Source organism: Streptomyces sp. AM8-1-1 (assembly GCF_032229325.1).
In the GTDB taxonomy this organism is placed as follows: Bacteria; Actinomycetota; Actinomycetes; order Streptomycetales; family Streptomycetaceae; genus Streptomyces; species Streptomyces achmelvichensis.
Genome location: NZ_CP135086.1, coordinates 959,201 through 980,972, shown reverse-complemented (window position 1 = coordinate 980,972; position 21,772 = coordinate 959,201). Strand labels below are relative to the sequence as shown.

Annotated in this window: 18 protein-coding genes; 13 read left to right on the top strand and 5 right to left on the bottom strand. The window is 71.1% G+C overall.

Annotation, left to right across the window (positions count from 1 at the left end; genetic code table 11):
- Nucleotides 1–47: 47 nt before the first annotated feature.
- The 5 genes from RPQ07_RS04345 to RPQ07_RS04325 all read right to left on the bottom strand — a co-directional run bounded on the left by RPQ07_RS04345 (nt 48) and on the right by RPQ07_RS04325 (nt 9,308).
- Nucleotides 48–2,006, bottom strand: a complete 1,959-nt coding sequence (locus tag RPQ07_RS04345; RefSeq protein ID WP_313942664.1) for a non-ribosomal peptide synthetase — start codon at nt 2,004–2,006, stop codon at nt 48–50.
- Nucleotides 2,006–5,194, bottom strand: a complete 3,189-nt coding sequence (locus RPQ07_RS04340) for an amino acid adenylation domain-containing protein (RefSeq protein WP_313942663.1) — start codon at nt 5,192–5,194, stop codon at nt 2,006–2,008. Before RPQ07_RS04340 ends, RPQ07_RS04345 begins: the two co-directional genes overlap by 1 nt.
- A gap of 186 nt (nt 5,195–5,380) precedes the next feature.
- On the bottom strand, nt 5,381–6,700 hold the full coding sequence (locus RPQ07_RS04335) for a condensation domain-containing protein (RefSeq protein ID WP_313942662.1): 1,320 nt from the start codon (nt 6,698–6,700) through the stop codon (nt 5,381–5,383).
- A 101-nt stretch (nt 6,701–6,801) separates the two neighbouring features.
- Nucleotides 6,802–8,118 (bottom strand): MFS transporter, encoded by a 1,317-nt coding sequence (locus tag RPQ07_RS04330; protein WP_313942661.1) that lies wholly within the window; start codon nt 8,116–8,118, stop codon nt 6,802–6,804.
- 518 nt (nt 8,119–8,636) lie between these two features.
- A complete protein-coding gene (locus RPQ07_RS04325; RefSeq protein WP_313942660.1) occupies nt 8,637–9,308 on the bottom strand; it encodes a DUF4097 family beta strand repeat-containing protein in 672 nt (223 codons plus the stop codon).
- A 222-nt stretch (nt 9,309–9,530) separates the two neighbouring features.
- Between RPQ07_RS04325 and RPQ07_RS04320 the strand changes: the two genes are divergently transcribed.
- From RPQ07_RS04320 to RPQ07_RS04260, 13 genes are all read left to right on the top strand, one after another.
- Nucleotides 9,531–10,280, top strand: a complete 750-nt coding sequence (locus RPQ07_RS04320; RefSeq protein WP_313942659.1) for a GbsR/MarR family transcriptional regulator — start codon at nt 9,531–9,533, stop codon at nt 10,278–10,280.
- A 98-nt stretch (nt 10,281–10,378) separates the two neighbouring features.
- A complete protein-coding gene (locus RPQ07_RS04315; protein WP_313942658.1) occupies nt 10,379–11,029 on the top strand; it encodes a CatB-related O-acetyltransferase in 651 nt (216 codons plus the stop codon).
- A 580-nt stretch (nt 11,030–11,609) separates the two neighbouring features.
- Nucleotides 11,610–12,185 (top strand): hypothetical protein, encoded by a 576-nt coding sequence (locus RPQ07_RS04310; protein WP_313942657.1) that lies wholly within the window; start codon nt 11,610–11,612, stop codon nt 12,183–12,185.
- 71 nt (nt 12,186–12,256) lie between these two features.
- Entirely contained in the window at nt 12,257–12,478 is a 222-nt protein-coding gene (locus tag RPQ07_RS04305) for a hypothetical protein (protein ID WP_313942656.1), read from the top strand.
- Between the two features lie 469 nt (nt 12,479–12,947).
- The gene (locus tag RPQ07_RS04300; protein WP_313942655.1) at nt 12,948–13,619 is read left to right on the top strand and encodes a hypothetical protein; all 672 of its coding nucleotides are present in this window, start codon (nt 12,948–12,950) and stop codon (nt 13,617–13,619) included.
- A 109-nt stretch (nt 13,620–13,728) separates the two neighbouring features.
- Nucleotides 13,729–13,968 carry a ferredoxin gene (locus RPQ07_RS04295; RefSeq protein ID WP_313942654.1) on the top strand — a complete coding sequence of 80 codons (240 nt, stop codon included), beginning with the start codon at nt 13,729–13,731 and terminating at the stop codon, nt 13,966–13,968.
- Complete coding sequence (locus RPQ07_RS04290; protein ID WP_313942653.1) at nt 13,958–15,349, top strand: NAD(P)/FAD-dependent oxidoreductase; 1,392 nt, start codon at nt 13,958–13,960, stop codon at nt 15,347–15,349. The genes RPQ07_RS04295 and RPQ07_RS04290 overlap by 11 nt, the downstream gene beginning before the upstream one ends.
- A gap of 250 nt (nt 15,350–15,599) precedes the next feature.
- Nucleotides 15,600–16,826: a cytochrome P450 gene (locus RPQ07_RS04285; RefSeq protein WP_313942651.1), complete on the top strand. Its 1,227-nt coding sequence runs from the start codon at nt 15,600–15,602 to the stop codon at nt 16,824–16,826.
- Between the two features lie 131 nt (nt 16,827–16,957).
- Complete coding sequence (locus RPQ07_RS04280; RefSeq protein WP_313942650.1) at nt 16,958–17,464, top strand: SRPBCC family protein; 507 nt, start codon at nt 16,958–16,960, stop codon at nt 17,462–17,464.
- Nucleotides 17,464–18,522, top strand: a complete 1,059-nt coding sequence (locus RPQ07_RS04275) for an LLM class flavin-dependent oxidoreductase (protein WP_313942649.1) — start codon at nt 17,464–17,466, stop codon at nt 18,520–18,522. The genes RPQ07_RS04280 and RPQ07_RS04275 overlap by 1 nt, the downstream gene beginning before the upstream one ends.
- Nucleotides 18,519–19,022: a helix-turn-helix domain-containing protein gene (locus tag RPQ07_RS04270; protein ID WP_313942648.1), complete on the top strand. Its 504-nt coding sequence runs from the start codon at nt 18,519–18,521 to the stop codon at nt 19,020–19,022. Before RPQ07_RS04275 ends, RPQ07_RS04270 begins: the two co-directional genes overlap by 4 nt.
- A gap of 453 nt (nt 19,023–19,475) precedes the next feature.
- Complete coding sequence (locus tag RPQ07_RS04265) at nt 19,476–20,066, top strand: phosphoesterase (RefSeq protein ID WP_313942647.1); 591 nt, start codon at nt 19,476–19,478, stop codon at nt 20,064–20,066.
- A complete protein-coding gene (locus RPQ07_RS04260; protein ID WP_313942646.1) occupies nt 20,063–21,631 on the top strand; it encodes an alkaline phosphatase D family protein in 1,569 nt (522 codons plus the stop codon). The genes RPQ07_RS04265 and RPQ07_RS04260 overlap by 4 nt, the downstream gene beginning before the upstream one ends.
- Nucleotides 21,632–21,772 lie beyond the last annotated feature (141 nt).

Here is a 21,772-nt window from a genome sequence, read left to right as displayed (position 1 = left end):
TCGGGCCGTGAGCTCGGGCGTGGGCGTGAGTGAGGACGGTCGCCATCTCAGACCACCGCCGTCGTGGCGGCGCGGCGCTTGTCCAGCACCGCGGCCACCGCTCGCAGGTCCGGCTGACGCAGCAGTTCCGGCGCGCGCAGACGGACGCCGGTCTCCTTCTCGATCGCGGCCAGCAGCCGGGACGCGACGAGGGAGGTGCCGCCGGCCGCGGCGAAGTCGTCGCCGAGACCGGCGCCGGGGGAGTCCAGCAGATCGCGGACCAGCCGCAGGACGAGACGCTCGCTGTCGGTCGCGCCGTCGTCCGAACCCCCGTCGTGCGAACCGCCGTCGTGCGAACCGCTCTCGCCCGGGCCGTCGTTGCCCGAGGAGTCGGCCGGACGGGCGGGCTCGGCGGCCGTACGCAGCAGTGCTGTCCGGTCGACCTTGCCGTTGGCGTCGAGCGGGAAGGCGTCCACGATGCGCACGGCCGAGGGCACGGCCTGCTCGGGCAGCCAGGCACGCACCGCGCTCAGGAGCGCGTGCGGGGCCGGTGCAGCGTCCGTGGCGACGACGAAGGCCACCAGCCGGGCGTTCCCGTCGGCGGAGCGGGGCGCGGTGACGACCGCGCTGCGCACGGACGGGTCCTGCTCCAGCGCGGCCTCCACCTCGGCCGGCTCGATGCGCACTCCGCTGATCTTCACCTGGTCGTCGAGACGGCCCAGGAACTCCAGCGTCCCGTCGTCGAGCATCCGCACCCGGTCCCCGGTGCGGTACACGCGCCGCGTGACCTCCGGGTCGATGCCCGCGGGCGGGGCGGTGAACCTGCGGGACGTCAGCTCGGGATCCAGATAGCCGAGCGCGAGGCACTCGCCGCCGATGCACAGTTCTCCCGCCGCGCCGCGAGGCGCGATACGGCCCTCATCGTCGGTGACGAGGACCGTGGCGCCCGGGATCGGGGTGCCGATCGACGGCGGGGTCTCGTCCCGCACACCGCCGTCGTCCGGGCGCATGGCGTGCGTGGTGGTGACCACGGTGGCCTCGGCCGGGCCGTACGCGTTGTGGACGGTCGCCGTGACGTCCGCGCCGGGGCGCCGGCGCATCCGGTCGCCGCCGACGACGAGATGACGCAGCGACAGGTCCTGCGGCCAGGGCCGGTTCAGCACCGGTTCGGCCATCGGCGTGGCCGCGACGGACACCGTCACCGCGGCGTCGCGCCACCACGAGGTGAGCTCGGCGGGATCCCAGCGGACCGCGTCGGGCGCGGGCACCAGGGCGGCGCCGGACGTCAGTCCCGCCCACAGCTCCATGACGTGCGGGTCGAACGCCGCGCCGATCAGCAGGGACTGACGGTCCCCGGGGGCAAGTCCCGTCTCGGCGCGATACCAGTCCAGGAGGGCGGAGAGCGCGGGCTCGGCGACGGCGACGGCCTTCGGCCGGCCGGTCGAGCCGGAGGTCAGCACGGCGTAGAAGGACTCCGGCAGGGCGGGACGTGCGCCCGCGGCGGGCGGGGCGAAAGCCGCGACCGTGGTCGGTGCGGCGTTCGTACCCTCACCCGGCAGCGGCAGCGTGATCCGCTCGGCCGCCTGGTGGCGCTCCGGCAGTACTGCGGGGTCGCCGATCAGGCAGGTGACCTCGACGTCCTCGGTGACCGCCTGGATCCGGCGCTCACCGGGACGAGGTCCGAGCGGCAGATAGACGGCGCGCATACGCGCCAGAGCGACCGCTGTGACGACCAGTCCGGCGGAGCGGTCGAGGCAGACGCCGACGAGGTCGCCGGCGCGCACACGCCCGTCGAGCGCACGCACGGTCTCGTCGGCCGCCGCGTCCAGCTCCCGGTAGCTCCAGGTACGCGTCCCGTCGATCACCGCGGGTGCCTCGGGGCTGCGGCGCACCCACTCCTCGTACCGGGCGAACACACCGGTCGTGGCGGAGGCGGGCAGGGGGCGTCCGTGCATGACGCTCGGTGCCGCCGCGGGAGCGCTCGTCAGCGGGGAGGCCGTGGCGGTGTCGGTCAGCAGGTCGGTCATCAGGACTCCTTCGGTGCGGTCGCGGCGGCGGGGACGGGTACGGCCGTTGTGGCGAGCGGCTCGAGGGCGCGGGCCTGGTCGGCGAGTACGGGGTTCTGGAAGAGCAGGCGCATCGGCGGCCGTGTGCCGATCCGCGGCTCCAGCCAGGCCGCGAGCTGGGCGGCCAGCAGCGAGTGACCTCCGGCCCGGAAGAAGTGGGTGGACTCGGAGAAGCGGTCGTGACCGAGCACCTCGCGCCAGCCCTCCGCGAGCAGCGCGAGCGTCGGATCGGTGAACGCCGCCGGACTCATGGCCGGCTCCGCGCTCTCCACGACCGGTGCGGTCTGCTCCAACTCGGCTGCCAGACGGGTCAGTTCGCTGCGGTGCGGCTTGCCGCCCGCGAGAGTGGGCATCGCGTCCAGCCGTGCCCAGCGGCCCGGGACGAGCGCGGCGGGCAGACGCCGACCGAGTTCGACGTGCAGCGCCTGCTCGTCCCACGGTTCGTGCGCTTCGCGGCTCTCCACGAAGCCGACCAGCCGGGGTCCGCCGGAGGCCGAACGGTCCAGGACGACGGCGCACGAGCGGCCGCCGAGTACCGCCGAGGCGGCGGCCTCCACCTCCTCCAGCTCGATGCGGTAGCCGCGCAGCTTGATCTGGTGGTCGCGCCGGCCGAGGAAGTGCAGCAGACCGTCGCGGTCCCGGTAGCCCAGGTCGCCGGTGAGGTAGACCCGCTCGCCGCCCAGTGCGTCGACGTGGACGAAGCGGGCGGCGGTGGCGTCCGGGTTGCCGACATAGCCTTCGGCCAGACCGGCGCCGGAGATGGCCAGTTCACCGACGGCACCGGACGGCAGGGGCCGCAGCGCCGAGTCCAGCACGTGGATCCGCTCGCCGGGCAGTTCGGTGCCGAGGGGCACCTCCGCGCCGCTCACCAGGCCGTCGCGGGTGATCTCGTGCACGGTCGAACTGATCGCTGCCTCGGTGACTCCGTAGACGTTGAGCACGGTGGCATCGGTGTCGGCCAGGAACCCGTCCAGCGCGTCCGCCGGGATGCGCTCGCCGCCGAGGACCAGCAGTCGCGGCGCCCAGCGGCGCTCGCGCAGCACGGGCCGCAACTCCTCCCGCACGGCGAGGAAGTAGCTCGTCGGCAGGTTGGCCACGGTGACGCGCGCGGTGGCGAGCAGTTCGGCGAGCTCGGTGCCGGTGGGCACCTCGCGGTCCGGCACGACGAGACAGGCGCCCGCGTACAGCGAAGGCAGCACTTCCTCCAGCGCGACGTCGAACGACGGCTGGGCGAACAGCAGCGCCCGGTCCCCGACCGCCAGGCCGAACCGCTGTGCGGCGCCCGTCAGATGGTTCTCCAGGGCGGCCCGGCCGACGGCGACGGGCTTGGGTATGCCGGTCGAGCCGGAGGTGTGGATGATGTACGCCGCACCGGGGACCACATCGGCCGGGCGCGCGGCGGGGAACGAGTCCGTGTCGATGTCCGCGGTCGGAAGGTGCGCCGGCAGGGTCACTCCCGCATCGGCGGTGGTGAGGACCAGCGCGGGGCCCAGCCGGTCGAGCAGCAGCTCGAGCCGCGACGCGGGGTCGGACGGCGAGAGCGGGCAGTACACGGCTCCGGTCCGCAGACAGGCCAGCAGCGCCACGACGGACGCGGCACCGCGCGGCAGGACGGCGGCGACCGGCTGTCCGGCCCTCACCCCGGCTGTGTGCATGCGCCGGGCGAGGGAGGAGACCTGCTCGTCGAGGTCGCCGTAGGTGAGCCGGCGCGCGCCGATCAGCAGGGCGGGGAGCGAGGGGTCGTGCGCGGCGGCCGGGTCGAGCGGGTCCGCGTCGTCTACAGCCACAACCTCCGTCGCCTGCACGGGCGTTGCCGGCAGCGCGAGGTCGGCGAGGACCGTGGCGGGGGCGTCGAGGTAGGCGCGCAGCAGATCCAGGAAGCGGTCCGCGAGCAGCGTGGCGACCTCCTCGCCGAGCAGATCCGCGTCGTAGTCCCAGACCAGGGTCATGCCGGGCGCGCCGTGGCGGAGGCTGACGCCGCGCCGGTCGTCGGGGAGCAGCACCACATCGAGGTCGAAGCGGGTGGTGCCGGTGTTGAACCCTTCGAAGAGGGTGATGTCCAGACCCGGCACGTCGATCTCGGGCAGGGAGGCGTCATGGGCGCTGAACATGACGCTGAACAGCGGGTTGTCGGCGCCCGAGGTGTGCATCCCGAGCGCACGGGTCAGCTCCTGGACGGGCACGTCCTGATGCGGCAGAGCACGGATCAGGGTGTCGGTCACCTCGTCCATGGTGTCCTCGGCAGGAGCCCGCGGGTCCAGGCGGAGCCGCAGCGGGATCGTGTTGACAAACATGCCCACGGCGTCCTCGTAGCCGCGCGGGCGGTTGCCCACGGCGGTGCCGACGACCATCTGGGAGCGGCCGCTGTGGCGGCGCAGAAGCTCGGCGAAGAGGCCGAGCAGGGTCGAGAACGGGGTGAGACCGCGCTCGCGGGCATGCCCGCGCAGCCGCTGTGCGAGGTCGGCGCCGATCGACTGCCTCAGCTGTCCGCCGTGGTGCCTGCGCCGTGCGCCGGGACGGGCGAGGCCCGGCAGCGGCATGTCGTGGGAGGCGTCGCGCAGTTCGTCGGCCCAGAAGGCGAGGCTCTCCTGCCGCTCCTCGGTCAGGGCGTCGTCGGTCCTGTCGCGCACATGGTCCGCGTACGACGACGCGGGGGGCAGCACGACGGGCTCGCCGAGGACGCGGGCTCGGTAGACCGTGAACACGTCGGCCAGCAGGATTGCGAACGAGTGGCCGTCGTGGATCAGATGGTGCTCGACGTGGATGAGCCGGTGCTGGTCGTCGGCGAGGCGGACCAGCGTCCAGCGCAGCAGCGGAGCCTCGTAGGTGTCGAGCGGAGTCTCGGCCTCGGTGCGCAGCAGCTCGAGGAACGCGGCCTCGGGGTCCGACTCACCGGTCAGATCCACGGTGTTGAGACGAGGCGCGCAGGTGTCGGCCACCTGTTGGCCGGGCATCGCGCCGGGCACGGCGACGAGTTCCAGACGGAGTCCGGGGTGACGCTCGAGGGCCGCGGCGAGTCCGTGGCGCAGGGCGTCGGTGTCCAGAGCCCCCCACAGGTCGAGTGAGGCCGTGAAGTTGTAGGCGCGGCTGCCGGGCTGCACTTGTTCGTGCAGCCAGACGATCTCCTGCGAGGAGGAGAGGGGAAGCATGGGCGATCCCTGAGGTTGTCGGGTCGGGTGATACGGATGCGGGCCGGGAACGGTTGCGCTCCCTGCCCGTAGTCGCCGGCCGGTCCGCGGATCGCGCGGATCGGCCGTGCCGGGCTGTGATGTTCTGCTGTGGTCTCGTGTTGGGGGTGCTGCCGCCGGCCGTACGACCAGGGCCGGGCGGGTGGTTCAGTGGGCGGGGTCCGCCGATGCCGGTGCGGGCAGCGCCCGGCAGAAGGCGGCGAACCCGTCCTCGGCCGCTGCGTCGTCGAGCACCGACCGGTCCCACACCATGCGGATGTGCAGCTCCGGCCCCTGGGTGAGCGAGACGGCGAACGGTGCGCGCACCGGGCGTCCGTCGATGTGGACCTCGCGGCCGGGCACCCCGCCGAGAGTGAGCGGAGGACGCCGCCGGGCATCGTCCACGGTCAGCAGGCCGTCCAGCCGGCCGGTCCACCGGGCACCCGCCGACCGGGCGGCGTGCACCACCTCGTCGAACGGGGTGTCCGCCCGGTCCAGGTCGTCCCACCACGCGGTGGCCGTCGCCTCCGACCCGCCGTCCTCCGGGAGTTGAGGCGCGTCGTGAGTACGGGCGGGGAAGACGACGGTGTTGAGGAAGCAGCCCAGAACCTGCGCCGCGGCGGCCGGGCGCCCGCCCCACGGATAGCCGATCGGCGGTACATGCCCGGGTCCGTACAGGACACGGGCCGTCGCTCGGCAGGCGTCGAGCAGGGTAGGGAACGGCACGCCCCCGGCCGGGGCGCTCCTTCGCAACTCGGCGGCTCCGGTGGGCAGTACGCCGGGTGCCGGGTCCCGCGGACGGGGCAGAGGTGCGCGTTCGTGGACCGCGCGCAGCCGGTCGCCCCAGTACTCCAGCGCGGCCGGTGAACCGCCGCGCTGCTCGGCGTCGAGCTGGAGCTCGACCGCTTCGCGGTACGCCGCCAGTTCCGCCTCGGCGTCGGCGGGTGCGAGGTCGCCCGGTCCCAGGCCGTCGCGGTAGGCGTCGCCCAGTTCGTCGACGACGCGCGCCAGCGACTGGCCGTCGCAGGCGATGTGATCGAGCACGATGCCGAGGACCTCCTCGTCGGCCCGTTCGTCATCCGTCAGATACAGGCGCATCGGAGATCCCTGCGCACTCCACGCGGACACCGCGCGGCGCAGGGCGTCGGCGGAGCTCTCGCCCGGTGCGGGCCGTACCCGCTCCAGGGGGACGTCCGCCGCCTCACGTCGCAGCGCCGGGGTGCCACGGATCACCTCGGGGCGGGCATGCAGCACCGGGTGACGAGCCGCCAGATGATTCGCCGCCGCCCGCAGCCGCGCCGGGTCCACGGTGCCGCGGGGGAAGGCGAAGAACATCGGGACGGTGTCCGGCCGTCCGGCGGGGTCCATCGCCCGCACCAGGACGAAGCGCCGCTGCGCCCCGGTGACGGGCAGCAGCCCGGCCCCGTTGTCGGCGTCGGCGATGCGTCGGAAGCGGGCCAGGTACTGACCGGTGATGCTGGTGTGCACGTGATCCTCTCGGGCGTGGGCGCGCGCGACTCACCCGATGTCGCTCGGGTGGGACGGTGGCGAGAAGTGGTGGGCGCGGCGAATGGCGAACGGAGCGTGGTTCAGGCGACGGTGACGGGTTCGGCACCGCTGCCGTGGTCGCTCCCGTCCGGGCCGTCCACGTCGTCGGGCGGGGCCGGCAGATCGCGCATCCGGCGCAGGGGGGAGCACAGCAGCGGAATCGGTACGAGGAGGAATCCGAGGGCGCAGACCCACAGCGCGGCACGGGCGCCGAACGAGCCCGCGAGTGCACCGCCCACCACGGCGCCGAGGGGGAGGGTGCCCCACACGAGGAAGCGCAGCGTGGCGTTCATGCGGCCGAGCAGCCGGGGCGCGCAGAGCGTCTGCCGGAAGCTGACCTGAGCGACGTTGTAGACGACCGCGCCGAAGGAGACGACACCCGAGCCCACGGCGAACAGGGCAGCGGCGGCACCGTGTCCGGACAGCGGCCACAGCAGCGCGAACGGGCCGGTCGCCAGCGCGGAGAGCCAGATGATACGGGCCTGGCCCAGGCGGCCGGCGAGGACGCCGGCAGTGAGCGCGCCGAGGAGTCCGCCCGCGGCGGACGCGGAGAGCATCAGCCCGACGGCGGCCGGCTCCAGGCCCACCACCCGTACCAGGAAGACGGTCTGAGTGGCCATCTGCATCGCGGTGAAGAAGTTGCCGAGACCGGTGGTCGCTGCGATGACCCGCAACAGGGGGTGCCCGAGGACGAACCGCAGGCCCTCCCCGATGTCCGAGCGCAGGGAGGCCCCCGGCACGGGCTCGGGCCGGGGCTCGGGCGGCCGCTTCATGGCCATGAGGAACAGGGCGGACACGGCGTAGCCGATCGCGTCGGCCACGATCGCCAGATGCGCGCCCACCAGCTGGACGAGCCCACCGCCGAGCCCCGGGCCTGCGACGTGGGCCGACGAACGGACCGTCTCCAGGGCTCCGTTGCCCGCCATCAGCTGCTCCTTGGGCAACAGTTGGGGCAGATAGCTCTGGTGAGCCACGTCGAAGAACACGGTCGCCGCCCCGGTGACCAGCGCGACGACGTACAGCTGCGCCATCGTCAGGACGTCGGATACGGCCGCCAGCGGCACACTGGCCATGGCGACGGCACGCACCACATCGGCCCGGATCATCAGCGGCAGTTTGCGCATCCGGTCGACCCACGCGCCCGCGGGCAGCCCGATCAGCAGAAACGCCGCAGTCTCGGCCGCGGTGAGCAGACCCACCTCGAACGCCGGCGCCTTCAGCACGAGAACGGCCACCAACGGCAGCGCGACCAGAGTGACTTGAGCGCCGACCTGTCCGGCGGCCGCGCCGGCGAGCAGGAGACGGAAGTCGCGCATACGCAGCAGACCGCTGGACGCGACGGGGGGTGAGGGGGCCATGCGGCAGACCTTCACCGCCAGGTCGATCACCCGTCAAAACGGAAACGTCACTTTCGGTCGTTTCCTTGTCACTTCCTTCACCGGAACGGCAAATTCTTCGCCAGATGAGGGGAACGCCCGGATGAATGCATCACATGATGGGCCTGCGCGGGACGATCGGTGCCCGGAACGTATGGCCGATCCCGGGTGGATCCGGCCCAGGGCACGACGAATCGCACCTCTGACCGAAAATGGCCGTCCGCTCACACTCGGTGTACAAAAGCGCGGTGACAGGCGCTATAGGCGTGACGGTCATGCACGGCGCCGCGCCGGACCGTGCCCGGCCGAGCTGCCCGGGGTCGTACTTCAGGAGCTGGGGGCTCGTCGAGCACGCTCGTGTGCACCCCGAGCTCCGAGGCCGCCGCTGTCGCCGCCGGCGTCCGCGCCCGGATCGACGTTGTCGGGCGCGGTCATGACGCACCGAAGGGCCGCCGCAGCCGGTCTGCTGCGATGGCCCATGTCGGCCCGGCGGGTACTTCTCAGAGGCTGACGGCGGTGATGTTGCCGTAGGTGGTGGTCGCGTGGATGGTCAGGTCGGCGGCGGCGCCGTCGGCGTTCTTCAGCGCGTTGTGGATACGGCCGTAGGTGGTGCCGGCGTCCAGAGTCGCGGAGACGCCGTGGGCCGCGCCGATCGACAACTCGCCCGACTCGGTGCGCAGGGCGACCGTACCGCGCAGGGCCTCGGTGATCCGGATGTCGCCCTTCTGGATGCTGACCTCCGCGGGGCCGCTCAGACGGCCGATGGCGATGTCGCCGGCCTGGAGGGTGAGGCGGGCGCCCGCGGTCTCGTCGAGCTTGACCGAAGCCTGTGCACCTTCGAAGGCGATGTCGCCGAGCCGTCCCACACCCCGGAGCTCGGCGTCGGCCGCTTTCGCCTCGACGTGGGAGCCGGTGGGCAGTTGGACCGTCACCTCGACTGATCCGGAGCTGCCGAGGACCCGGTTCTTCGGCGCAGCCGCCTCGATCCGCAGGATGCCGTCGTCGTAGGCGACGGTGGTCTGCTCGGCCGCCTTCACGTCGCGGCTCTTCGAGGCGTCCGCGGGAAGGATCTCGACCGTGGTGTCGGCCCGGTCGGCGGCGATGAACCGGATGCGTCCCGCGGGGATGTCGACGACGGCCGAGACCGGGGCGGGGGTGTCGAACTTCTGCATGGCGCTCTCCTTGGAATCGCTGTTTCCGATGATGGAAACGCTACGTTGCGTTCATGGGTTTGGCAATGATGACGTTGCGTCAAAATGCCATTCAGGCAGGTGATAGGCAAGAAATTGTTGCAATGATCTGAGGGCTAATGCAACATCCCTCTCCGTCTTCGTTGCAATGGGGTGAGAGTGAACGCTATGCTGCGAGCACCACGAACGATGAAGGAGGCCGCGATGCCGGGCGGCAGGCTCACCCAGCAGGAACGCCAGCAGATCGCGCTGGGACTGGCCGACGGTCTCCCGTACGCGGAAATCGCCAGAGGCCTCGACCGGCCGACCTCGACGATCACGCGCGAGGTGATGCGCAACGGCGGGCCCACCACCTATCGCGCGGACCTCGCCCACCGCGCCACCGGACACCGCACCCAGCGCCGCCGGCCGGCAGTACCCGCGGATCCGAAGACGGCCCCGCAGGCCCACGGACGCGACGCCGAAGCGGTGCTGGCGTACGAGGAGATGTTCACGACCGTCCTCATGCAGTCCGGTCTGCCCAAGATGATGGCCCGGGTGCTTGTCTGCCTCTACACCACCGACGCGGGCAGCCTCACCGCGTCCGAACTGGTCCAGCGCCTCCAGGTCAGCGCGGCATCCGTCTCCAAGGCGATCGCCTACCTCGATACCCAGGGGCTCGTCCGACGCGAACGCGACGACCGCCGCCGCGAGCGGTACGTCGTCGACGACGACGTCTGGTACCAGTCCATGATGGCCAGCGCCCGTGCCAACGCCCAGCTCGTGGACACGGCACGACAGGGTGTCACCGTCCTCGGCCCCGGTACCCCGGCCGGCGCCCGCCTCGAAAACATCGCCCGTTTCGTCGACTTCGTCTCCGAAAGCATCACCCGAGCCGCGGAACAGGCCCGCGATGTCCTCTACACGAAACCCGCGACGACCCCGGACGAGGAGCCCGGCCGCTCCGACGGCTAGTCGGTTCGCCGACGGGCGGATAATCCGTACCCTGCTCGGCCCGGTACGGCGATCATGGGGTGGGACACCGACACGCAGTCCGGAAGGAATCGCTCGCCATGCCCGTGCCTGCCGACCCGACGGTCCTCCACCCGATGCCCGAGCAGCCGCGGGTGGTGCTGCTCAAACCGCTGGTCAAGTCCCCACTGATCGAGGTCGGGGAGTACTCCTACTACGACGACCCGGACGACCCGACAGCCTTCGAGACGCGCAATGTGCTCTACCACTACGGGCCGGAGAAGCTGATCATCGGCAAGTTCTGCGCGCTGGGCACCGGAGTGCGGTTCATCATGAACGGCGCCAACCACCGGATGGACGGCCCCTCGACGTTTCCCTTCCCCACCATGGGAGGCTCCTGGGCCGAGCACTTCGACCTGCTCACCGGTCTGCCCAACCGAGGGGACACCGTCGTCGGCAACGACGTCTGGTTCGGCAACAGCACGATGATGATGCCCGGCGTACGGATCGGGCACGGTGCGATCATCGCCTCCGGCGCTGTGGTCACCGGCGACGTGCCCGCCTACGGCATCGTCGGCGGCAACCCGGCCCGTCTCATCCGCACCCGCTACGACGACCAGGACATCGCCAGGCTGTTGGCGGTGGCCTGGTGGGACTGGCCCGCGGAGCACATCACCGAGCATGTGCGGACGATCATGTCGGGCAGCCTCGCCGATCTCGAAGCTGCCGCCCCGGAGGCCCTGGACGGCTGACGCGCTCCGGAAGCGGGTGGCGGCCTGCCTTCCTCACACGCGCCGTCGTCGCGCCTTGGCCTTCGGCCGACCACCCGGTTCAGCACGACCTCACCAACATGCCGCTCGACGACCCGACTGGCACCGTCGTACCGGGCTCCGACGCCCGCAGTATCAGTGCCGTCCTGATCAACGGCGAGCCCCGGCAACGGGAACGGCCAGGTCCCCGGCGTCGACCTGCCGCACTGCGAACGGAGGTGCATGCCTCCCGCAGATATGTACTGGACGCATCGGCTGCCTGACGATGCCTCAGGAGTCCGTCGGCCACGCCATCAGCCGGCCCCGTGACCAACAGCGTCCCACGGCCTCGGCGCGCAGAAACTCGACCCGTCTGCCCCTGGCACCAGGGCGCCGAGAGCCGATGCCCGGACCGGCCCGCATCCGACTGCCGCTCCCACCATGCTGCGCGCCGATCGACGCGAGGCCCCCTCCGGCCGGGAGACCCGCCAACCGGGCCAGGCTTTCGGCACGGTCCGGCATGGCGGCAGACCGACGGCGCGGTCGGCCGAGATGCTGATGGCCGAACCAGGCAGGAGAGACCGTGGACGACCCCAGCCCTCAGGGAGCCCGAAGCTCGACATCCACCCGCGCGAGCCGCGACATCTCCGGCCAGCCGGGGGTCATCGGCATTGCACTCGGCGCCGTGCTGACGGCCATGCTCGCCGAGGGTTCGTGGCAGTGGTTCGCCACATACATCGGGGTGACGCTTCTCGCGGTGCTCTTCTCCCTGTACCGACTGCCGACCTGGACTCCCGGCCTCCGGTCGGTGTATGTGGGGAATCTGACGGCGTATTCGCTGGTCGTGGGCCTGTGCGTAGCGATCACCCTGGCGCCGATGCTGCAGCGCTGGGCGTGGCTGTTCCCGATGCCGGGCACGCGTGCCCGGTGCCCCTCGCTGGGCACCTACGAACGCATCCGTACGGAGGCGACGCTGGCGAATCTGTCGGGCCGCGACGCCGAAGCCCTGGCCCACACCCAGGAGGTCCAGAGCCACGCCGCGGTCGCCGACTGCCTTTCCGCCACGACGACCCTGTGGTTGCCGGTCTATGCGGTCGGAGTGGCTGTGCTGGTGGGTCTGGGGGCGTGGATCACTGATCGGGTGCGGGGGCGGAACTGAGGGCTGTCCCGCGAGCATGCAGGTGGTAATCGGGTGGCAGACTCCTCCGCTGCGTCCCTAGCGTCGGTGGCATGGAATACGAGTTCGTGGATCCAGCGACGATCACGCGGGAGATGGCCGTGCAGATTCGTGAGTGGCGAGTCGACGAGGATTTCACCTGGCGTTCCGTGGCCCGGGCCGCGACCGATCTGTGGGGTTCCGAATACGGCAGCAACCAGATCTACGGCAGGGACCTCTGTGTGGCCGCGGCGGGGGTTCTGGGTGAAGACCCCGACCGGGACCCATGGAACTGACGCCTGCTAGGAGAACGGACGCCTTCCAGGCCCGATTGCCGGGAGACGTCTGCCAGAGGGGCGGACGAAGTCCGGGCACCGCGTGACGAAGCCCTGCGAGACTGCCACACGCCCTGGTTCTCGTGCCCTCTCAAGCGGTCCGCCTCCTCGGTGGTGTCGATCAGCGGAGCCGTGGTCAAGGCGACGGCTGCCGTGAACACGTGACCGACGTGGCGGCAGAGCCGCGCCGGGCAGGGAACCGTGGCCCGGGCACTCAGGTCGCACATGCGACGACCCGCCGTCGATCTCCACCGGCAGCCGCCCGGCCGCCGGACGCCTCGGTTCGCGGCAGGCGACATGGCACCACCAACCCCCGTCACTCTCACGCACCCCCGGAGTGGCGCCGCCACGCATGCTGGCCCTTCCTGTGTGCAGAGGTCCGTCCCGGTGGCGGGCGACCACAGCCGCGGAGAGGGAGCGAGCGCCGCCCATGGAAAAACAACATCAGGCGCTGCGTACTCCGCGCGCCGCGGGCGTGGTGGGCGTCATCTTCGCTCTGTTGCTCGGCACCGCCATCGTTCTGGTGCGTCTGACGCTGCCCGAGGACCTGGATGACGTGAGCAAGGCCTGGATCTCCGACGCCTCGCGGCGGAACACGGTGGAGACGGCCCTCGGCCTCATCCCCTTCGCGGGCATCTTCTTCCTGTGGTTCATGGGCACCGTCCGGGCACGTATCGGCGACGCCGAGGACAAGTTCGTCTCCACCGTGTTCCTGGGCAGCGGTCTGCTCTTCGTGGCGACCCTCTTCGGAGCGGCGGCGGCAGCGGGAGGCCTGCTGGCGGCGGCGAGTGCGCCCGGAGCCGCATCCGGCCCGCAACTGCAGTCCTTCGGTCTGGACTTCACCTACGGCCTGCTGACGACCTACTCGATGCGTATGGCGGCGGTGTTCACCCTGGCGACCTCCTCCATCGGGCACCAGCTCGGCGTCCTTCCCCGATGGCTGTCCGTCCTGGGCTACCTCGTCGCCCTGATTCTGCTCTTCGTGACGGACAGCATCGCCTGGTCGGAGCTGGTCTTCCCGCTGTGGGCGCTGATCGTCAGCCTGCACATCCTCGTGGCCAGTCTGCGTCGCCGGCCCGCCGCACCGGCCTCTTCGCCATGACGCCGATCCCCGCGATCGGTGGGCCCATGACGCTTCTGGCCCTCTGTGCTCGCGACAACCGGACAACAGCCGCAAGCTGGGCACGGAACCACGGGAAAGGCGCCCTTTGATGAGGCTTGTCGTCGATCTGAACCGCTGCCAGGGATACGCACAGTGCGCGTTCCTCGCACCCGACGTCTTCACCATGCATGGCGACGAGGGACTGTTGTACAACCCGCAGGCCGACGCCGAGCACAAGGATCACGTCGCGCGTGCCGTAGCCGCGTGCCCCGTCCAGGCCATCCTCGTCGAGGGCCTGGACGACCTGGGCGCCCCGGCTCCCGTCGAGGAGGCGTCCCATGGACGGTGAGCACCAGCTGGAGTGGTTGAGACGCGAGGGACGGATCGTGATCGTCGGCGCGTCACTGGCCGGTCTGAGGGCCGCTGAGACGCTGCGGGAGGAAGGCTTCGCCGGGTCGCTGACCCTCATCGGCGACGAGCCGTACGAGCCGTACGACCGGCCGCCCCTGTCCAAGCAGGTCCTGCTGGGGAAGGCGACCGCCGACCGCACCGCGCTTCCCCGGCGACGGGACCCGCAGGCGCAGTGGCGCCTCGGGGTCGCCGCCACCGGTCTCGACATGGCGGCCAGGCGGGTGAAACTCGCCGACGGTGACGAGGTGCCGTACGACCGGTTGCTGATCGCGACCGGTGTGCGGGCCCGTCCGTGGCCGAACGAGGCCGAGGCCGAGCTCGACGGGGTCTTCGTGCTGCGCACCTGTGACGACGCGGCCCGGCTGGAGAGCCGGCTCTCCCAGGGGCCACGCAGGGTGCTGGTGATCGGGGCGGGATTCACGGGCTCGGAAATCGCCTCCGCATGCCGGGAGCGGGACATCCCCGTCACCGTCGCGGAACGCGCCGCCGCCCCTCTGGTCGGTGCTCTCGGCGGCGTGATCGGCGATGTCGCCGCACAGCTCCAGCGGGAGAACGGCGTGGACCTGCGCACCGGCGTCATGGTCACCTCGCTGGAGGGTGACTCCGCGGGACGCGTGCGTTCCGCCCATCTGTCCGACGGCAGCGAGATCGAGGCGGACATCGTCGTGGTCTCGCTCGGCGCCACCCGGAACACGGAGTGGCTGGCGGGATCAGGGCTGGGCGCGGGCCCCCGTGGCATCGCCTGCGACGCGGGATGCCGAGCCTTCGACATCCGGGGCATCGTGACCGACGACGTCTTCGTCGCCGGCGACGTGGCGAGGTCCCCGCATCCGCTGTTCAGCTACCAGTTCCTCTCCCTGGAGCACTGGGGCAACGCCGTGTCGCAGGCCGACACCGCCGCCCACAACATGATCAGCGCCGCCGCGGACCGCCGACCGCACATGTGGGTGCCGGCCTTCTGGTCCTCCCAATTCGGCGTGAACATCAAGTCGGTCGGCGTGCCGTCCATGGGCGAGGAGATCCTCATCAGCCAGGGAGCGCTGGCGGACCGCAAGTTCACGGGCGTGTACGGCTACCAGGGGCGCGTCATCGGCGCCGTCACCTTCGACAACTCGCGCTGGCTGCCGTTCTACCAGCGGCTGATCGAGTCGACCGCGCCGTTCCCGCCGCCGTTCGCGACGATGGACAGGCGGTCCGACGGGCAACGCCCGCTCCCGGCGGACTTTCCGGACCCCTCCGTGCCCACCCACACGCCGACCGTCACCCTCAGTGGCTACTCGCCCGCCGACCGGCGGATGGTCTTCACCCCCGGCCGATGATGACGACCGCAACAGGCCGACGGCCGCACGTCGTACGACGAGTACCTGCCGTACGACGAGCAGCCGCCGTACTGCGGCTGCCGTCCCTGCGGCCATGGCCGGCCGAACGACAACTGCCGGCCACGCGACGACCGCCCGCCGTCCCGCGGCAGCCCCGGTACGGGTCCGTCCGGGAGCCGGACCACTCCACCGCCCGAACCGTCTCCGGCAACGCCTCCCCGGCCGGCGCCCACGCCCACAAGGACCCGCGATGACGTCTCTCCTGCACCAGATCACCGACTACGCCAACCGCGCCAACCCGTACCCCCTCTACGCGGAGCTCCGCAAGACACCGGTGATCCACGACGAGGACGGCCCGTACGTCATCAGCACCTACCACGACATCCTGGGCCTGTTGCACGATCCACGGATCAGCTCCGAGGCCCGCAACCTCTCCGCGCCGGTGGCCGACGATCTGGAGCAGCCCGAGGAGACGAGCCTGCCGCCCAGCTTCCTGCGGCTCGACCCCCCGGAGCACGACCGGCTGCGTGGCATGACCAACCGCCCCTTCGGGCCACCGCACAGCCCGCGGCGCGTCGAGGACATGCGCCCGGAACTCGGTGAGATCGTCTCCGGTCTCATCGACGGTCTCGCGAACGGCGGCCGCGTCGATCTGGTCGAGCAGTTCTCGTACCCCTTCCCCGTCACGGTGATCTGCCGACTGCTCGGCGTACCGCGCGAGGACGAGTCACGCTTCCACTCCTGGGCCGACACGCTCGCCGCCAGCCTGGATCCCGCGCCGAGCGAGGACCGCACCGAGCAGGCCCGTGTCGCGGAGGAGGCCAAGACCCAACTGGGCATGTATCTGGCAGGGTTGATCGAGGAGCGGCGCAAGTCGCCGCGCGACGACATGCTTTCCGCGCTGGTCACCAATGTGGGACCGGGCGGACCCATGTCGACGATGGAGGTGCTCAGCACCGCGGCCCTGCTGCTGATCGCAGGCCATGAGACGACGGTCAACCTGATCACCAACGGGATGCTCACGCTGCTGCGCCACCCCGATGTGCTCCAGCGCTTGAGGGTCGAGCCGCGCATGGCCGTGCCGATCGTGGAGGAACTGCTGCGCTACGAACCGCCGGTGCAGTTGCTGCCGCAGCGCACGCCGATCACCGACATCGAGGTCCGCGGTGTCACCATCCCCAAGGGGGCGTCGCTGTGGCTGGTTCTGGCGTCGGGCAACCGTGACCCGGAACGCTTCGAGGACCCCGACCGCTTCGACCCGGACCGCAAGGACATCGAGCACCTGGGACTCGGCAGCGGTATCCACGGCTGCTTCGGCGCTCCGCTGGCGCGCCTCGAGGCCCAGGTCGCCCTGGCCGAACTCGCCCGCAGACTCGACAACCCCCGCCTGGTGGAAGACCCTCCGCCGTATCGCCGCAACGCCGTTCTGCGCGGACCGCGCCATCTCAACATCGAGATCGACGGCCTGCGCCCGTAGGAGAGCCGGCCATAGGGATCGCGGCCCACAGCACATCGCAACAGGCGCTGTCGACGTGTTGACCCAATTGACTTGCTGAGTCTCGTTACGCAACCATGCCTCCACGTCGCGGACGAGGAGGCTGGACCATCGTGGAATGGACAGGCGCGCGCTACGCCGACAGGCCGACAGTCGAGGTACGGGCCTGGGTCGGCGCTCCACCCGGCCGGGTGTGGGAGTTGGTCTCGGATGTGACCCTGATGCCGGCCATGAGCGATGAGCTCCAGTCGGTCGAGTGGTTGGGCGGAGCCACTCGGCCCGCCCTCGGAGCCAGGTTCGTCGGCCGCAACAAGCACGATTCGTTCGGGGAGTGGGAAACCACCTCGCAGGTGATCGAGTACGACCGGGAACGCGTCTTCGCCTGGGCGGTGGGGGACACGGAGAATCCCAGCGCGGTCTGGCGTTTCCGGCTGGAGTCGAAGGACGGCGGGACCGATCTGTCGCAGTGGATGCAGATGGGCCCCGGCCGGTCCGGGCTGTCCTTCGCCATCGACGCCATGCCCGACAAGGAGCAGAAGATCGTGTTCGTGCGCTTGCGGGAGTTCGAGCGCAACATGACCGGCGTCCTCGAGCACATCAGGAAGCTGGCGGAGGCGTGATGCGGACCGCGACCACGATCGAGGCGGCCGGCGGTGCGGCCTGGTCCGATCAGACGGATTTCGTCGTCGAAGCCGAGAAGCTCGGCCTCGACATCTGCTGGGTGGCCGAGGCGTGGGGCTCCGACGCCCCCTCCGCGCTGGGCTTCTACACCGCACGCACCGACCGGATGCTGCTCGGCTCCGCCGTGATGCAGGTCGGCACGCGGACCCCGGTCGCCCTCGCGCAGACGGCCATCACCTTGTCCAACCTCTCCGGCGGACGGTTCCTGCTGGGCCTCGGCCCGTCCGGTCCCCAGGTGATGGAAGGCCTGCACGGAGTACCGTTCGCCCGCCCCCTGGCCCGTGTCCGCGAGACCGTGGAGATCGTGCGGCAGGTGATGGACGGCGGCAAGATCTCCTACGCCGGCGGCGAGTTCCAGATCCCGCTGCCCGGCGGAGAGGCCGTCCCCATGCGGATCTCCCAGCGGGCCCAGCACCGGATTCCGATCTATCTGGCCGCGCTGTCGCCCGCCATGCTCAAGCTGACCGGGCGCATCGCCGACGGATGGCTCGGCACCAGTTTCGTCCCCGAAGGCGCGGGCGAGGCCTACTTCGCCCCGCTGGACGAAGGACTGGCCCGCAGTGGGCGAAGCCGCGCGGAGCTCGACGTCTGCCAGGGCGCCGAGGTGGCGTTCGCTCCCGACGAGGAGGCGCTCGGTGCCATGGTCGCCGACCGCAAGAAGGAACTCGCCTTCAGCCTCGGCGGGATGGGCTCGGCGTCGACCAACTTCTACAACCATGCCTACAGCCGCCAGGGCTGGGCGGACGTGGCCGCGGAGGTCCGAGACCGCTGGCAGGCAGGTGACCGTGACGGCGCGGCCGGCCTCGTCACCGACGAGATGGTGCTGGCAACCACGCTGATCGGCACGGAGGACATGGTGCGACAACGGCTGCGTGTATGGCGCGACTCGGGCGTGGACACCGTCCGTCTCTACCCGGCGGGTGAGACCCTGGATGCCCGGCTGGCCACGCTGGGCAGAGCGATCGAGCTGGTTCACGATGTCGGAGGCGAGTCATGAGCGCGCGCAAGTCCTTCGCCAACTGGCCCTGTTCGATCGCCCGCACCGTGGACCTGCTCGGTGACGCCTGGACGTCCCTGCTGCTGCGGGAGGCGTTCTACGGAAGCCGTCGCTTCGACGAGTTCCAGCAGGAGCTGGGCATCGCCCGCAACACCCTGGCCGACCGGCTGCGCCGGCTGGTGGACGAGGGGCTGATGGACAGACGGCTCTACGAGAGCGAGCCTCCTCGTCACGAGTATGTGTTGACCGAGAAGGGGCGCGATTTCTTTCCGGTCCTCGCCGCGATGGCGCGGTGGGGCGACCAGTGGCTCGCGGGCGAGGAGGGCGCTCCCGTCACCCTCCACCACGACGCGTGCGGCCACGACGCCCACCCCGAGGTGGTGTGCTCCGCGTGCGGCGACCCGATGCGGTCCGAGAACACGTCCGCGCGGATGGGCCCGGGATATCCGGAGAAGCTCAGGGAACGGCCCGACGTCCGGCGGCGCTTCGCGCACTCGTAGGCGGGTGCGCCCGGAGAGAAGGCGCCCTGACCCGACAAACCAGGTCAGGGCGCCTTCTCCCGAGCCCCTGGAAGAAGCCCATCGCGGCCGGTGACTGCGCCCACCTCGTCGAGCTGCAACTCACGGGCCACGTCCGCCTGTTGACAGCCGATCCGGCACGTCTTCGTGCGCGGCTCCCCGACGGTGTCGTGCGGTCGCGGGCGGACCGTGCGGGGCGGAAGCCAGCGGCGTCTGTCTGTGCCAACCCCAAGGCAGGGCAGCGTCCTTCCACCAGCGCAAGGACAGGCGAGGGGAGGCCCGGCCGGTGTTCGGGGACGGATGCCGGGCCGCGCATTGATCCAGGCATTGATCCAAAAGTTGTCTGAACCACTCGGTTCGATGTCTCCCTGCCGTCTTCCACGGTTCACCGCAAACTGCTGGGATGCGCGTGGCTGGTTCAACAGGGAGGCGTGAGTGAATTTTGTCGTGAACGGTGACGCGGAGAGCGGGCCCGGAGGGTCTGCGGAGCCCGTTCAGGGGGTGACGGGGTGGGTCGTGCGTGAAGGGGCGCCCGCACTCATCGCGTACGACCTCGGGGGCGGGTACCCGATGCCGTCCGACCCCGGGCCGGCCGGGCGGGGCAGCCGCTTCTTCTCCGGCGGGAACAGCCCGCGTACCGCTCTCGTCCAGGACATCGCCCTGCCCACCCGGGGCGCCACGGGGCGGGCGGCCGTCGACACCGGCCGGGTCCGCTACACCCTCGCCGGATGGCTCGGCGGATACGCGGCGCAGGAGGACGGCGCACGGCTGTCCGTGGAGTTCCGGGACGCCAAGGGCACCCCCGTCGCCCTGTCCGTCCTCGGCCCCGTGACCGCCACCGAGCGCGGGTCCCGTACCGCACTCCTGAAGCGCACCGCGTCCGCGACGGTGCCGCCCGGGGCACGCACCGCGCGTGTGCTGCTCGTCTTCACCCGCAGCGGCGGCGGCACGTCCAACGACGGCTACGCCGATGCCGTATCGCTCACCTTGACCGCCACGGCGCAGGCTCACGAGGGACAGAAATGACCACGCTCAACCGACGGGATCTGCTCAAGGCCGCCGGCGCCGCCGGCGCCTTCAATCTCGCCTGGCCGCTGAGTGCCGGCCTCTCGCCGGCCCAGGCCCGGGAGGCCGCCGAGGTGCTCGGCGCCGACTACGATCCTGCGCCCTTCACCCTCGGCGTCGCGTCCGGCGACCCGCAGCCCAGCAGCGTCGTGCTGTGGACCCGGCTCGCGCCGGAACCCCTTGCCGCCGAACAGCGCTTGCCCGAGATCGTCGAGGTCGACTGGGTCGTGGCCACCGACCCGCAGCTCCGGCGTGTCGTCGCCCGCGGCACGGCCCCCGCCTCCGCGACACTCGGCCACAGCGTCCACGTTCCGGTCGCCGGGCTCCGGCCGGGCACCCGTTACTGGTACGCCTTCAAGGCCCTCGGCAAGAAGAGCCGGGTGGGCAGGACCAAGACCGCGCCCGTCGGCCCCATCTCCTCCGTGCGCTTCGCGGCCGCCAACTGTCAGGCGTTCCACGACGGCTTCTACGCCGCCCATCGCGGAATCGCCCGCGAGAACGTCGACTTCGTCGTCCACCTGGGCGACTACATCTACGAGCACGGCCAGGAAGGCGGCGTCCCCGCCGAACACGTCCGCGACCACGAAGGCCCGGAGATCTTCACCATCGCCGACTACCGCCGCCGCCACGCCCTCTACAAGGGGGACCGCTCCCTGCGCGAGGCCCATGCCGCCCATCCTTGGTTCCTCACCTGGGACGACCACGAGGTCGCCAACGACTACTCCAGCGCCGGCGGCGACGCCCCGTTCATGCAGCGCCGTGCGGCCGCGTACCAGGCCTGGTACGAGAACATGCCGCACCGTGACGCGGGCAATTCCGCCCTGCCCGACCCCGAGATCCACCGGGTCCGCCGCTGGGGCAACTTGCTGGAGCTGACCGTCCTCGACCTGCGCTCGTACCGCTCGGAAAGGAACCTCGCGGACGGCACGATCCTGGGCGCGGGCCAGAAGGCGTGGCTGAAGCAGGGGGTCGACCGGGCGCCCGACACCTGGCACGTCTGGGCCAACTCGATCATGCTGAGCCAGTTGCGCGGCCGCCCGGGCGGTTCGTACATGTTCACCGACCAATGGGACGGCTACCTCGCCGAGCGCAAGGAGGTCCTGAACCACGTTCACAGCAGTGGCATGGAGGACTTCGTCGTCATCACCGGCGACTGGCACTCGGCATTCGTCGATGACGTCCGGCTCGACTTCGACGATACGTCCTCGCCGGTGATCGGTACGGAGTTCACCGCCCACTCCGTCACCTCGGGCGCGTACTCCCCGGACTGGAACGCGGCCAACGGCCCGCTCATGGGCGCGGCGAATCCCCATCTGAAGTACTTCGAGGGCAACCGCTACGGCTACGACGTCTACGAGGTCACCCCGAAGCGATTCAGCACCCATATGCGGGTCATCGCCGACCGCCGCGACCCGGCCTCGCCGGTCACGACGCTGACCACGTTCCATGTGGACCGTGGGAAGGCCGGTTCGTACGAAGACCCGGCCGCGAAGAACTCGCCCGCTCAGTGGCGCAGGGCCTCCTGACGCAGGCCGCAGACTGCACCGGCGCACGGTTGTGATGCGCACCGGGCCCACCCGGACCTTGCGGGCGGTCCCTCGCGAAACGGCCTCGACTTACCGCCCTGAAAGCAAGGCGCCTGACGGGTGAAAGACCAGCTCAGGCGC